The organism is Actinomadura violacea, assembly GCF_017573465.1.
Taxonomy (GTDB): domain Bacteria; phylum Actinomycetota; class Actinomycetes; order Streptosporangiales; family Streptosporangiaceae; genus Spirillospora; species Spirillospora violacea.
Genome location: NZ_JAGEPF010000011.1, coordinates 113120 through 126396, shown reverse-complemented (window position 1 = coordinate 126396; position 13277 = coordinate 113120). Strand labels below are relative to the sequence as shown.

11 protein-coding genes are annotated in these 13277 nt (G+C 72.0%); 9 read left to right on the top strand and 2 right to left on the bottom strand.

What is annotated here, in order from left to right; translation table 11 throughout:
• Window positions 1-55 precede the first annotated feature (55 nt).
• Window positions 56-1465, top strand: coding sequence for a MocR-like pyridoxine biosynthesis transcription factor PdxR (pdxR, locus tag J4709_RS18780; RefSeq protein ID WP_208242462.1), 1410 nt, complete (start codon window positions 56-58; stop codon window positions 1463-1465).
• Window positions 1466-1488: 23 nt separating this feature from the next.
• Here the strand turns inward: pdxR and J4709_RS18775 are convergent, their stop codons facing one another.
• Window positions 1489-2763, bottom strand: a complete 1275-nt coding sequence (locus J4709_RS18775; protein WP_208242460.1) for an ABC transporter ATP-binding protein — start codon at window positions 2761-2763, stop codon at window positions 1489-1491.
• A gap of 334 nt (window positions 2764-3097) precedes the next feature.
• On the opposite strand from J4709_RS18775, the gene dnaG reads away from it, so the two are divergent.
• The 5 genes from dnaG to efeB all read left to right on the top strand — a co-directional run bounded on the left by dnaG (window position 3098) and on the right by efeB (window position 9378).
• On the top strand, window positions 3098-5029 hold the full coding sequence (gene dnaG, locus J4709_RS18770) for a DNA primase (RefSeq protein WP_208242458.1): 1932 nt from the start codon (window positions 3098-3100) through the stop codon (window positions 5027-5029).
• A gap of 71 nt (window positions 5030-5100) precedes the next feature.
• Window positions 5101-6246, top strand: a complete 1146-nt coding sequence (rpoD, locus tag J4709_RS18765) for an RNA polymerase sigma factor RpoD (RefSeq protein ID WP_208242765.1) — start codon at window positions 5101-5103, stop codon at window positions 6244-6246.
• 162 nt (window positions 6247-6408) lie between these two features.
• Window positions 6409-6879 carry a YbjQ family protein gene (locus tag J4709_RS18760; RefSeq protein WP_208242456.1) on the top strand — a complete coding sequence of 157 codons (471 nt, stop codon included), beginning with the start codon at window positions 6409-6411 and terminating at the stop codon, window positions 6877-6879.
• 139 nt (window positions 6880-7018) lie between these two features.
• The gene (gene efeO / locus J4709_RS18755; RefSeq protein WP_208242454.1) at window positions 7019-8146 is read left to right on the top strand and encodes an iron uptake system protein EfeO; all 1128 of its coding nucleotides are present in this window, start codon (window positions 7019-7021) and stop codon (window positions 8144-8146) included.
• Window positions 8143-9378, top strand: coding sequence for an iron uptake transporter deferrochelatase/peroxidase subunit (gene efeB, locus J4709_RS18750; RefSeq protein WP_208242453.1), 1236 nt, complete (start codon window positions 8143-8145; stop codon window positions 9376-9378). Before efeO ends, efeB begins: the two co-directional genes overlap by 4 nt.
• 54 nt (window positions 9379-9432) lie before the next feature.
• Here efeB and J4709_RS18745 read toward each other — a convergent pair whose 3' ends face one another.
• Complete coding sequence (locus J4709_RS18745) at window positions 9433-10683, bottom strand: molecular chaperone DnaJ (RefSeq protein WP_208242452.1); 1251 nt, start codon at window positions 10681-10683, stop codon at window positions 9433-9435.
• Window positions 10684-10838: 155 nt separating this feature from the next.
• Between J4709_RS18745 and J4709_RS18740 the strand changes: the two genes are divergently transcribed.
• The 3 genes from J4709_RS18740 to J4709_RS18730 all read left to right on the top strand — a co-directional run bounded on the left by J4709_RS18740 (window position 10839) and on the right by J4709_RS18730 (window position 13204).
• The gene (locus J4709_RS18740) at window positions 10839-11414 is read left to right on the top strand and encodes a TerD family protein (RefSeq protein ID WP_173099779.1); all 576 of its coding nucleotides are present in this window, start codon (window positions 10839-10841) and stop codon (window positions 11412-11414) included.
• 34 nt (window positions 11415-11448) lie between these two features.
• Complete coding sequence (locus J4709_RS18735; RefSeq protein WP_173099780.1) at window positions 11449-12027, top strand: TerD family protein; 579 nt, start codon at window positions 11449-11451, stop codon at window positions 12025-12027.
• A gap of 64 nt (window positions 12028-12091) precedes the next feature.
• Window positions 12092-13204, top strand: coding sequence for a DUF475 domain-containing protein (locus J4709_RS18730; protein ID WP_208242451.1), 1113 nt, complete (start codon window positions 12092-12094; stop codon window positions 13202-13204).
• Window positions 13205-13277: the final 73 nt, after the last annotated feature.

Sequence of the window (13277 nt, the reverse complement as noted above, 5' to 3'; positions counted from 1 at the left end):
TCAGGTACAGGGCCAAAAACGCGGAAAACAACTGAGCCGGTCTAGGGTCGGACGCGTGGACCTGCATGTGAGCCTCGTCGGGCGGAAGGATCTGGCGGGCCAGATCTACCGGCAGTTGCGGGCCGCGATCCTGGACGGGCGGCTGCGCGCGGGGGAGGCGGCGCCGCCGACGCGGGAGCTGGCGCGGCGGCTGGCGATCTCGCGGAACACGGTGGCGGTGGCCTACGACCGGCTCGCGGCGGAGGGGTTCCTGGAGAGCCGGGTGGGGGCGGGGACGTTCGTCCGGGACGCGGGTTTCCTGGAGCGGGAGCGCCCGGGTGCGTCGCCGCTGCGGCCGCGGAAGGTGTGGGACGAGGTCGGCGTGTGGCCGGCCAGGATGCCCGGGATCACCTGGGACTTCCGGGCCGGCCTGCCGGACGTGCGGCTGTTCCCGTACGAGTCGTGGCGGCGCATCATGGCGGGGCGGCTGCGCCCGTCCGCGCTCGGCGATCCGGCGGCGGCCGGGGACCCGGCGGGGCTGAAGGAGCTGCGGGAGGCGATCGCCCGGCACGTCGGGGTGTCGCGGTCGGTGCGCGCGGCGGCGGCGGACGTGGTGGTGACGTCGGGGATCCAGCAGGCGCTCGACCTGGTCGTCCGGGTGCTGCTGGAGCCGGGCGACGTGGTGGCGGTCGAGGATCCCGGCTACCCGCCGGTGCGGATGCTGCTGCGCGCGGCGGGGATGCGGGTGCGGGGCGTGCCGGTGGACGCCGAGGGCCTGCGGGTGGACGCGCTTCCCGAGGACGCGCGGGCCGTCTACGTGACGCCGTCGCACCAGTTCCCGCTGGGGATGCCGATGTCGCTGCCGCGCCGCCGCGCGCTGCTGGAGTGGGCGCGGCGCCGGGACGTGGTGATCGTCGAGGACGACTACGACACCGAGTACCGGTACGGGGGCCGGCCGATCGAGCCGCTGCAGAGCCTGGACGACGGGGGCCGCGTGCTCTACATGGGCACCTTCTCCAAGATCATGCGTCCGGTGCTGCGGATCGGGTTCCTGGTGGCGCCGCCGTCGCTGCACCGCGCGTTCCGGCTGGCGCGGTACGTGTCGTCGTGGCACGCGGAGTTGCCGACGCAGGCGGCGCTCGCCCGGTTCATCGACGAGGGGCTGCTGGCGCGGCACATCCGCCGGTCGCGGCGCGAGTACCAGGCCCGGCACGAGCGGGTCGCGGGGCTGCTCGGCACCCTGTTCGCGGGACGGCTGGAGGTGGTGCCGTCGGCGGCGGGCCTGCATCTGAGCGCGACGCTGCCGGACGGGGCGGACGACGCGGCCATCGTCCGCGCGGCGCTGGCGGAGGGCGTCGGGCTGTTCGCGCTGTCGGAGTTCGCGGTCGACGGGCCGGCGGCGCCGGGGCTGGTGTTCGGCTACGGCGCCGTCACGCTGCCGGAGATCGGCGAGGGCCTGCACCGGTTGCGGCGCGTCCTCGGCTAGCGGGCGCAGGGCCCGGCGGCGGGTCAGCGCTGGACGGGGGTGACGCGGCGGCCGTCCGCGCCGAACAGCAGGATCCGGTCGAGGTTCACCGTCAGCGCGACGTGGTCGCCGCGGTTCGGCCGCTGCCCCGGGTTCGCGCGGAAGATCAGGTCGGAGCGGCGGTGGTGGCCCTCGTGCTCCTCGGCCTGCCCGGCCTGGCCCGCCGGACGGCCGAGCATCCCCCGCAGCCGGTCGCGCAGCCCCGGCTGCGCGGCCGCGGGCGCCGGCGCCGGACGCGGCCGCCCGAACTCGTTCGCGTCCACGGTCGGGATCCCGGCCTGCGCGTAGGCGAGCCACTCGTGCCCGTGGAACTCCAGCGAGTGGACCTGCCCGGACAGCACCGTCCCCTGCCGGGCGGGCACGCCCGGCGCGATCGGGACCAGCGTGTCCGGCCGGATCCCGACGATCACCATCTGCCCGTGCTGGCTGATCAGCGACGACGCGCGCGGGTCGTCCCACGGGATCGTCAGCCGCTGCGGGCCGAGGTCGAGCAGCAGCCCCTCGCCCTCGACCGCCCACAGCGTCGCCTGCAGCAGGTTGATCGGCGGCGAGCTGAGGAACGCCGCGACGAACACCGTCGCCGGGTCCTCGTAGATCTGCTCGGGCGTGCCGACGTCCTCCAGGACGCCGTCGCGCAGCACCGCCATCCGGTCGGCCATCGTCATGGCCTCGATCTGGTCGTGCGTGACGTAGACGGTGGTGGTGCGGCTGGAGCGCACCAGCGCGGCGATCTCCACCCGCAGCTCGGTGCGCAGCCCCGCGTCCAGGCTGGACAGCGGCTCGTCCATCAGGAACAGCGACGGCTCGCGGACCAGCGCCCGGCCGATCGCGGCGCGCTGCCGCTGGCCGCCCGACAGCGTGCCCGGCAGCCGGTCGATCATCGTGTTGAGCCCGAGCGCGCGCGCCAGCTCCACGACCTTCGCGGACGCCTCCGCGCGGTCGTCGCCCGACACCTCCAGCGGGAACATCATGTTGCCCTTGACGGTGCGGTGCGGGTAGAGCGCGCCCTCCTGGAACACCATCGCCACGTTCCGGTCGCGCGGCGGCAGGTCGTTGGCCACCGACCCGTTCAGCCACAGGTCGCCGGAGGTGATCTCCTCCAGCCCGGCGATCATCCGCAGGATGGTGGACTTGCCGCACCCGGACGGCCCGAGCAGCACGAACAGCTCGCCGTCGTCGATCCGCAGCCGGACCTTGCGGACGGCGACCTGCCCGCCGGGATAGACCTTCTCGACGCCGTCCAACACAACATCCGTCATCGGGGCCGCCTGGGGGGTGGGCAGGAACTCGGTGCGTCATCTCATCGCGCCGCAATCCGTTTGTCCAGAGCCAGCACAGGGTTACCCACCGTTAACAAGGGCCGGGTCCGGCCACCCGAGCCGCGCTCGTCCCACCTGTCACGCACGACCGGACCCGGCGGGTGGGCCGGCTCCGGCGCGCGTTGATCGGTGCCCGCGCCGCGGTGCGCGCCGTTCCGGGCTCGGCTCGCTCCGGCGCGTGATCGGTGCCCGCGCGGCGGCGCGCGGTGGCCGGGGTGGGCGGGTTGCGGCGGGGTGGCTTGGGTGTCGGTGGGGCGCCGTAGACTCCTTCGCTGTGGCAGGCCGTATTCGCAATGAGGACATCGCGCTCGTACGCGAGCGGTCGTCCATCGCCGACGTCATCGGCGAGTACCTGCAGCTGCGCAGCGCGGGCGGCGGCAACCTCAAGGGCCTGTGCCCCTTCCACGACGAGAAGTCGCCGTCGTTCAACGTGACCCCGTCGCGCGGGCTGTACTTCTGCTTCGGCTGCGAGGCCGGCGGCGACGTCATCAAGTTCGTCCAGGAGATCGAGCACCTGACGTTCTCCGAGTCGGTGGAGCGGCTCGCGGCGCAGGTGGGCATCCAGCTGCGCTACGAGGACGGCGGCGGGCGCGGCCCCCGGCAGGACACCGGGCAGCGCGCGCGCCTGCTGGAGGCGCACAAGGCGGCGGCCGAGTTCTACGTCGAGCAGCTCGCCTCGCCGGAGGCCGCGATCGGCCGCACGTTCCTGTCCGAGCGCGGCTTCGAGGCGGCCGACGCGGCGCACTTCGGCGTCGGGTTCGCGCCGCGCGAGTGGGAGGGCCTCGTCCGGCACCTGCGCGGCCGCGGCTTCGCCGACCGCGACATCATCGCCGGCGGCCTGGCCAAGGAGGGGCGCCGCGGCCCCATGGACCGGTTCCGCGGCCGGCTGATGTGGCCGATCCGCGACCTGTCCGGCGACGTCATCGGGTTCGGCGCGCGCCGCCTCTACGAGGACGACGACGGGCCGAAGTACCTGAACACCCCCGAGTCGCCGCTGTTCCACAAGAGCTCGGTGCTCTACGGGGCCGACCTGGCGAAGAAGGAGATCGCGCGGCGGCGGCAGGCCGTGGTGGTCGAGGGCTACACCGACGTGATGGCCTGCCACCTGTCCGGCGTGCAGACCGCGATCGCCACCTGCGGGACGGCGTTCGGCGACGACCACATCAAGATCCTTCGCCGGCTGCTGATGGACCAGGACGAGTTCCGCGGCGAGGTGATCTTCACTTTCGACGGCGACTCGGCCGGCCAGAAGGCGGCGCTGCGCGCGTTCGCCGACGAGCAGAAGTTCGTGACGCAGACGTTCGTGGCCGTCCAGCCGGACGGCCTCGACCCGTGCGACCTGCGGATCCGGCACGGCGACGCGGCGGTGCGCGACCTGGTCGCCTCGCGGCTGCCGCTGTTCGAGTTCGCGGTGCGCAGCGCGATCCAGCAGCACGACCTCGACACGGCCGAGGGGCGGCTGGCGGCGCTGGACGCGGCGGCGCCCGTCGTCGCGTCCATCAAGGACCGGGCGCTGCGGCAGATGTACGCGGTCAGCCTCGATCGGTGGCTCGGGATCATGGACGAGCAGTTCGTGCTGCGGCGGGTCCGCGAGCTGGCGAACCGGCGGCACGCGCAGGCGCGCAGCGGGCGCGGCAACGGCCGCAACGGCGCGATGCCGAACGGCAGCGGCGGCAACGGGAACGGCGGCAACGGGAACGGGGCGGCGCCGCAGCGGCCGGCCTACGACCCGAACGACCCGGAGGTGCAGCGGGAGCGGGAGCTGCTGAAGCTGGCGGTGCAGCGCCCGGCGATGCTCGGGCCGGTGTTCGACGAGGTCCCGGCGGGTGCGTTCATCGCGCCGCCGCACGCCGCGGTGCGCGCGGTGATCGCGGAGGCGGGCGGCGTGACCGCGGCGGGCAGCGCCTCGGAATGGGCCGTGATGCTGCTGGAGAGGGCGCCGAACGACCAGGTCAGGGATCTGATCACGATGCTCGGAGTCGAGCCGGTACGGTCCGCACAGGAATCGGACGACCGCTATGCCGTGGAATTGCTGGCCCGAATACAGGAACGCCAGCTCACCCGCATGATCGCCGATGCGAAATCTAAACTCCAGCGGCTGAATCCGGTCGAGGACCCCGAGCAGTACAACCGGCTCTTCGGCGATCTTGTCGCGCTTGAGCAGCAGAGACGGGTGATGCGGGAGCGAGGGCTTGGATCCCAGTAGCCGGTATTACCGCGAAATGGGTCCTGTGATCTAGGCCGCATCTGTCGCAGACTGTCCCCGTGGGCCCTTCGGTGCTGCCAAGCGAGGCGCCATCGGTTGATCAGGTGGCGGACCTCGTCGCACGCGGCAGAGAGCGCGGCGGTGTGACCGTCGACGACGTCGCTGCCGCGCTCGATCGCTCGGACTTGCCGGACGACTCCCTCGAACGGGTCGTCCGAATGCTCGCAGAGCAGGGGGTAGAGGTCCTCGAATCTCAGCAGGAGACCGAGGACGTCGCGCGAGCGGATGAGGGAGACCTCGGCAAGCGGGCGCCGACGAGCGACCTGGTCCGGATCTATCTGAGAGAGATCGGTCGCGTACCGCTTCTCACGGCAGAAGATGAAGTAGAACTGGCGAAATCGATCGAGGCGGGGCTGTTCGCCGAGGAGAAGATGGCGCACACGGCCGTCCTCTCCCACGTCGAGCGGATCGACCTCGAACTGCTCTCCCGCGACGGCGTCCGGGCGAAGCAACGGCTGATCGAGGCCAATCTGCGGCTGGTGGTCTCGATCGCGAAACGGTACGTGGGCCGGGGAATGCTGTTCCTCGACCTGATCCAGGAGGGAAATCTCGGACTCATCCGTGCGGTCGAGAAGTTCGACTACACGAAGGGGTTCAAGTTCTCCACCTACGCGACCTGGTGGATCCGGCAGGCGATCACCCGCGCGATCGCCGACCAGGCCAGGACCATCCGGATCCCGGTGCACATGGTGGAGACGATCAACAAACTGGTCCGCGTGCAGCGGCAGATGCACCAGGACTTCGGCCGCGAACCCACCCCCGAGGAGATCGGCCTGGAGATGGGGCTGCCGCCCGTCCGGGTCGTGGAGATCCAGCGGATCGCGCAGGAGCCGGTGTCGCTGCAGTCGCCGATCGGCGAGGAGGACTCCGATCTCGGCGACTTCATCGAGGACGCGGACGCGGTGGTGCCGATCGAGGCCGCCGCGTTCATCCTGCTGCAGGACCAGCTCGAGGACATCCTCGGCACGCTGTCGGAACGGGAGCAGCGCATCATCCAGCTGCGCTTCGGCCTGACCGACGGGCATCCGCGCACGCTGGAGGAGGTCGGCCGGGAGTTCGGCGTGACCAGGGAGCGGATCCGGCAGATCGAGTCCAAGACCCTGGCCAAGCTGCGGCACCCGTCCCGCGCCCAGATGCTGCGCGAGTACCTCGAGTAGGAACGGCCCGCCCGGGCCGGGACCGGGCGGGGGAGAGCGACAGGGGGCGACCGCCCTCCGGGCCGCGCGGCCCGGAGGGCGGTCGCTCGCCGTGCGGGCCGCGCCGCACCGATTCCGCGCTTGACGTCGCATTTCGGGCGGACGGTGGATTACCGTATGGCCATGCTGATCGTGACGACTGATGGCGTGGCCGGGTACGAGATCCGCAGCGTGCTCGGCGAGGTCCTGGGGACGGCCGTCCAGACCGATCAGGCCGGGGCGCAGCAGCCCGGGCACGCGGGGAGCAGCGCGACGTTCCGGGTGACGGGCGACCGGCCCGGCTTCGGGCTCGCCGCCGCGCGCCGCGAGGCGGTGGACCGGCTCGGCGAGGAGGCGCGCCGCAAGGGCGCGAACACGGTGGTCGGGATGCGGTTCGACACCGCGGGGCTGCCGGGCGGCGGGCAGGAGGTGTGCGCCTACGGGACGGCCGTGTGGGCGGAGCCGGCGGCGCGCGAGCAGGCGCCCCATCACCAGGCGCCGCAGCACATGCAGCACTCCCAGCAGGGGCACCTGCCGCCGTACGGGGACCCGCAGGCGGGCCCGCCGATGGCCGCGCGGAACCTGACGATGGGCATCAACGACCGTCCGCGCTGACGTCCGCGGCGGCCGGGGCGCGCGGGACGGTGCGCGGCGCGGTGCGTGGGATGCCTCACTGTCGCGGGGGCGACTTGACGTAATGAGGGCAGCCTTGGCTAATTTAGGTGAGCCTAACCATTGCGTCCTGGAGTCCCCCATGCGTCCTGCCTCCGTCCTCGCCCTCAGCGGCGTGGCCGCCGTGTCGATGTCCCTGCTCTCGGCGTGCGGCGGTGACGGGAAGGCGGACGCCGCCGGCGCCGTCCCCGTGACGGCGGCCAAGGACAAGTGCGAGGTCGGCAAGACCGAGCTGACGGCCGGCAAGAACTCGTTCAAGGTGACCAACAAGGGCTCGGAGGTCAACGAGTTCGAGGTGCTCAAGCCGGACGGCAGCATCCTCGCCGAGCGGGAGAACATCGGCCCCGGCACCAGCGTGAACTTCGTGGTGAACCTGCCGGAGGGCAAGTACAAGCTGCTGTGCAGCGCCGGGCAGACCGGCAAGGGCCCGTCCCAGGAGGTCACGGTCACCGGCCAGGGCGGCGGCGCCGACCCGCGGCTCACCAAGGCCGCCGCCGACTACAAGGCCTACGTCATCGCCCAGCTCGACGACACCATCGCCCAGACCAAGCCGTTCGTGGCGGCGGTGAAGGCCGGCGACGTCGCGAAGGCGAAGAAGCTGTACGCGCCGTCCCGCGTCGGCTGGGAGTCGATCGAGTCCGTCGCGGAGAAGTTCAGCGACATCGACGGCAAGGTCGACACCCGCGAGGCCGACCTCAAGCCGGGCGAGAAGAACGACTGGTCGGGCTGGCACCTGCTGGAGAAGGCGCTGTTCAAGGACGGCTCCGTCAAGGGCAAGGAGAAGTACGGCGACCAGCTCCTCGCGGACCTGGACACGCTGAAGGGCCGGCTGCCCGGCCTCACCCTCGACCCGGTCAACGACATGGCCGCCGGCGCCAAGGGCCTGCTGGACGAGGTCGCCACCGGCAAGGTCACCGGTGAGGAGGAGACCTACAGCCACACCGACCTCGTCGACTTCAAGGCCAACGTCGACGGCGCGAAGAAGGCCTACGAGCTGCTCAAGCCCGTGGTCCAGGAGAAGGACGCGCAGCTCGCCAAGGAGCTGGACGAGAACTTCGACGCCGTCTACGCCCTGCTGAAGAAGCACGAGGAGGGCGACGGCTATGTCTCCTACGACAAGGTCGGCAAGGACGACCGCAAGAAGCTCGCCGACGCGGTGAACGCGCTGGGCGAGCCCCTGTCCAAGCTCGCGGAGGTCGTGGCGAAATGACGCAGGAGCGCGCCGGGATGTCCCGGCGGCGGATGCTCGGGTTCTCCGGCGCCAGCCTGGTGGTCGGCGCCGCCGCGGGGGCCGGCCTGGACCGGGTCGCCTCCGCCGACACCGGCGGGGGCGGCGCGTCCGAGGCGGTCCCGTTCCACGGCGCGCACCAGGCGGGCATCGCCACCGCGGTGCAGGACCGGCTGCACTTCGCCGCGTTCGACGTCACCACCGGCGACCGGGGCAAGCTCGTCCAGATGCTGAAGGACTGGACGCAGGCCGCCGCCGACATGACCGCCGGGCGGGCGATCGGCGGCGGCGCGATCCCGAAGGTCGGTGTGGCGCCCCCGGACGACACAGGCGAGGCCCTCGGGCTGCCCGCGTCCCGGCTGACGCTGACGATCGGGTTCGGCCCGGGCCTGTTCGAGAAGGACGGCAAGGACCGCTTCGGGATCAAGGCCAGGCGCCCGGCGGCGCTGGTGGACCTGCCGCGCTTCTCCGGCGAGAACCTCGATCCCGACCGCAGCGGCGGCGACATCTGCGTGCAGGCCTGCGCGGACGACCCGCAGGTGGCGGTGCACGCGATCCGGAACCTGGCGCGGATCGGGATGGGCGTCGTCGGCGTCCGCTGGTCGCAGCTCGGGTTCGGCAAGACGTCCTCGACGACCCGGGACGCGCAGACGCCGCGGAACCTGTTCGGGTTCAAGGACGGCACGGACAACATCGGCACGAACGACACGTCGCTGCTGGACAGGCACGTGTGGGCGGGCCGGGGCGACGGCTCGGACTGGATGGCGGGCGGCTCCTACCTGGTGGCGCGCCGGATCCGGATGCACATCGAGACCTGGGACCGCACGTCCCTGCGCGAGCAGGAGGACGTGTTCGGCCGCACCAAGTCCGAGGGCGCGCCGGTGGGGGAGAAGAAGGAGCGCGACAAGCCCGTCCTGGCGCGGATGAAGCCGAACGCGCACGTCCGGCTGGCGCACCCGGACGCCAACGGGGGCGCGCGTATCCTGCGCCGCGGCTACTCCTTCACCGACGGCTCGGACGGCCTGGGCCGCCTGGAGGCGGGCCTGTTCTTCATCGCGTTCCAGCGCGACCCGCGCACCGGCTTCATCAAGATCCAGGAGTCGCTGGCGTCGGACGCGATGAACGAGTACGTCCAGCACGTCGGATCGGGGATCTTCGCGTGCCCGCCCGGCGTGAAGGAGGGCGGCTACTGGGGCGAGACCCTGTTCGCCTAGGCCCCGGCTAGGGCCCGGTGTAGGGCGGGACCCAGGGATGGCCGTGGGCGGCTCTCAGGAGCCGCCTCCGGCGCGTTCGGAGCGGATGCGGGTCACCACGTCGCCCGCCGCGGTCTTGATGGACTCCAGTTCCTGGAGGTACGCCCAGTAGTCGGGGTGCGCGCCGCTGAGCCGCTTCGGCGCGTGGTCCAGCCGCTCCACCAGGGCGTCCAGCGCGCGCGCGTGGTGCGGCGGGGCGCCGCCGGGCTGCGCCATGGCGAGCCGCTGCGCGTCCCGCACCGCGAACCGGGCGCTCTCGACCGGCTTGCCGGGATCGGCGGCCACCGCCTCCAGCTCCGTCACCCGCCCGGTGACCTGCCCGGCGCGCCGGTCGGCCGCGTTCAGCTCGGTGCGCGCCGCGGTCAGCGCCTGCTGCGCCTGCTTCCACTCGGTGCGGCGGGAGAACGCCATCGCCTCGTTCAGCCGCTCGCGGGCCCGCTCCACGCCGCCCTCGATCGCCTCCGGCGCGCCCCGCAGGTCCTGCCAGCACGCCTGCGAATAGGCCCGCAGCAGCACCTTCATCGCCTCCCGGACGGGCCCGACGCGGTTCGCCACGACGTCCACCCGGGTGCGGACGGAGGCGAGGGAGTTGCGCACCTTCTCCGCCGCCTTCGGCAGCTCCTCGGCCGCCAGGCGGGCGCTCTCGGCGATCACCCGAACCTCGTCGGCCTTGCGCATCGCCCCGTCCAGCCCGAGCCCGCCGAGCCCCTGGGAGCTCAGCAGCGCCAGGGCCTCCTTAGCCCGCGCCAGCTCCGCCTCGGGGTCGGAGGCGTCCATCCCGGACGCCCGGGCCGCCTGCACGGCGGTCTCGGCGGCGGCGACGGCGTCGCGGGCGGCGGTGAGGCGCGGCGGGAGCTGGTCGAGGGCCGCCTCCAGCCGCGCCATCCGCGGCGCCAGCCGCTCGGCGAACCCGTTCAGGTTCCGGGTGATCTGCTGCAGCCGCTCGGTGGACGCCGTGAACGCGCGGCGCGCCGCGTCGTACTCGGCGGGTGACCGCTCCCGGTCATCGAGGTCGTGCGCGTCCAGGACCGAGATGTAGGCCACGGACGCGGCGTCGGCGGCCTCGGCGAGCCCGGCGAACTCCCGCCGGACGGGCGCGGCGGCGGCCGCGTCCAGATCCTCGAAGACGGTCACCCGCCCGTCGAGGAACTTCTGCGCCTGGTCCATGTCGTAGAAGGCGGTGGCGGCCGCCTCGCGCGCCTGGATCGCCGCGTCGGCGGCCTGGCCGCCCCTGCCGCGCCGCCGCTGGTCGCCCGGTCCCCGCAACGCCGCCTCCCTTCGTCTTCTGCCCAGTCTCGCGCAGTCCCGGAGTTCTCGCGTAATGCGACCACAACGGATGGAACGGATAGCATCGCTGCTGCGTCGATATAGCGAGACGCCTGCCCGGCGTCCGGTACGTCATGCGATCTTGGAGGAACGCCGTGGGAGTCAGTCTCAGCAAGGGCGGCAACGTCTCGCTCACCAAGCAGGCGCCGGGCCTGTCGGCCGTGACGGTCGGGCTGGGCTGGGACCTGCGCACCACCACCGGGACCGACTTCGACCTCGACGCCTCCGCCATGGTGCTGGACGCCTCCGGCAAGATCCTCACCGACCAGCACTTCGTCTTCTTCAACAACCTGCGCACCCCGGACGGCGGCGTCGAGCACACCGGCGACAACACCACCGGCGCGGGCGAGGGCGACGACGAGCAGATCAACGTGAACTTCGGCGCGCTGCCGGCGGAGGCCGAGCGCATCGCGTTCGCGGTGTCGATCTACGACGCCGACAGCCGCGGCCAGAACTTCGGCCAGGTCCGCAACGCCTTCATCCGGGTGCTCAACCAGGGCGACCGGTCCGAGATGGCCCGCTACGACCTGACCGAGGACGCGTCCATGGAGACCGCGATGGTCTTCGGCGAGCTGTACCGCAACGGGACGGACTGGAAGTTCCGCGCGGTCGGGCAGGGCTACGCGTCCGGCCTGGCGGGCATCGCGATGGACTTCGGCGTCAACCTCTGAACCACCTCTACCCCGGGAAGGGAGTGGCCCGATCATGGGAGTCTCACTCGCCAAGGGCGGCAACGTCTCGCTGACGAAGGCCGCGCCCAATCTGACGGCCGTCACCGTCGGCCTCGGCTGGGACGTGCGCGCCACCACCGGCGCCGACTTCGACCTGGACGCCTCCGCGCTGATGCTCGGCCCGTCCGGCAAGGTCATCTCCGACCACCACTTCGTGTTCTTCAACAACCTGAGGAGCCCGGACGGGTCGGTCGAGCACACCGGCGACAACCTGACCGGCGAGGGCGAGGGCGACGACGAGTCGATCAACGTCGACCTGACCGCCGTGCCGCCGGAGTGCGACCGGGTCGTGTTCCCGGTGTCGATCTACGACGCCGACAACCGCCAGCAGAACTTCGGGCAGGTCCGCAACGCCTTCATCCGGATCGTCAACCGGACCGACGGCAGCGAGCTCGCCCGCTTCGACCTGACCGAGGACGCCTCCACCGAGACCGCCATGGTCTTCGGTGAGCTGTACCGGCACGGCGCCGAATGGAAGTTCCGCGCGGTCGGCCAGGGCTACGCCTCGGGCCTGGCCGGCATCGCCATGGACTTCGGCGTCAACGTCGGCTGACGGCCGACCGCCGCCCCGCAGGACGGCCGGCCGGGCCGGCCGTCCCTCTCAGAGAAACTCGCGCATGATTCTTCGCACCTTCGGGTGGGCCTTCGGCATCACCGTCCTCGGCCTTCTGGTCGCCGCGCTGTACGACGGGGGCACCGGGCTCGCCCTGGTGGCCGTCCTCGCCGTGCTGGAAATCTCGCTGTCGTTCGACAACGCCGTGGTCAACGCCAAGGTGCTGGACCGGATGAGCCCGTTCTGGCAGAAGATCTTCCTCACCGTCGGCATCGCGATCGCGGTGTTCGGCATGCGGCTGGTCTTCCCGCTGCTGATCGTCGGCATCACCGCCAAGCTGAACCCCGTCGAGGCGTTCGACCTGGCGCTGAACGACCCGCACAAGTACCACCACCTGATGAACGACGCGTACCCGATGATCGCGGCGTTCGGCGGCATGTTCCTTTTGATGCTGTTCCTGGACTTCGTGTTCGAGGAGCGGGCCGACAAATGGTTGCCGTGGCTCGAGGCGCCGCTGGCGCGGATCGGCAAGCTCGACCAGCTGTCGGTGGTCGTCGCGGGCGGGGCGCTGGCGTTCACCGCGGGGCTGTTCGCCGACGACCCGGGCAAGGTCATGATCGCGGGCGTGCTCGGGATGGTCACCTACATCCTGGTGAACGGGCTCGGCGAGCTGTTCTCCGAGGCGACGGACGACGACGAGGACGAGGACGGGGAGGACGGCGAGGAGCGGGCCCCGGCCCGGTCCGGGCCGAGCTCGCTGGCGCTGGCCACCGGCAAGGCCGGGTTCTTCCTGTTCCTCTACCTGGAGGTGCTGGACGCCTCGTTCAGCTTCGACGGCGTGATCGGCGCGTTCGCGATCAGCACCGACCCGATCATCATCGCGCTGGGCCTCGGCATCGGCGCCATGTACATCCGGTCGCTGACGGTGTTCCTCGTCCGCAAGGGCACCCTGCACGAGTACATCTACCTGGAGCACGGCGCCCACTGGGCGATCGGCGCGCTCGCCGTGTGCATGCTGGTCAGCATCGGCCGGCATGTCCCCGAGTGGCTCACCGGCGGGGTCGGCGCGGGCCTGATCATCGCCGCGTTCATCAGTTCCGTGGTGCGGAACCGGGCCGGCGGCGGCCCGGCCGCCGCGGCGGGCGACGACCAGCCGCTGCACTCCAGCAAGGTCTGACCCGGCGGCGCGCCGTCCGCACCCCCCTGTGACGACCGCACCCCGCGACGACCGAGCATCACGACCGAAGGAG

Bases quoted from the DNA above. Each gene is read 5' to 3' on its own strand.
- J4709_RS18775 (WP_208242460.1), bottom strand. From the start codon at position 2,763: ATGACGGATGTTGTGTTGGACGGCGTCGAGAAGGTCTATCCCGGCGGG.
- J4709_RS18760 (WP_208242456.1), top strand. From the start codon at position 6,409: ATGCTGATCGTGACGACTGATGGCGTGGCCGGGTACGAGATCCGCAGC.
- efeO (WP_208242454.1), top strand. From the start codon at position 7,019: ATGCGTCCTGCCTCCGTCCTCGCCCTCAGCGGCGTGGCCGCCGTGTCG.
- efeB (WP_208242453.1), top strand. From the start codon at position 8,143: ATGACGCAGGAGCGCGCCGGGATGTCCCGGCGGCGGATGCTCGGGTTC.
- J4709_RS18735 (WP_173099780.1), top strand. From the start codon at position 11,449: ATGGGAGTCTCACTCGCCAAGGGCGGCAACGTCTCGCTGACGAAGGCC.
- J4709_RS18730 (WP_208242451.1), top strand. From the start codon at position 12,092: ATGATTCTTCGCACCTTCGGGTGGGCCTTCGGCATCACCGTCCTCGGC.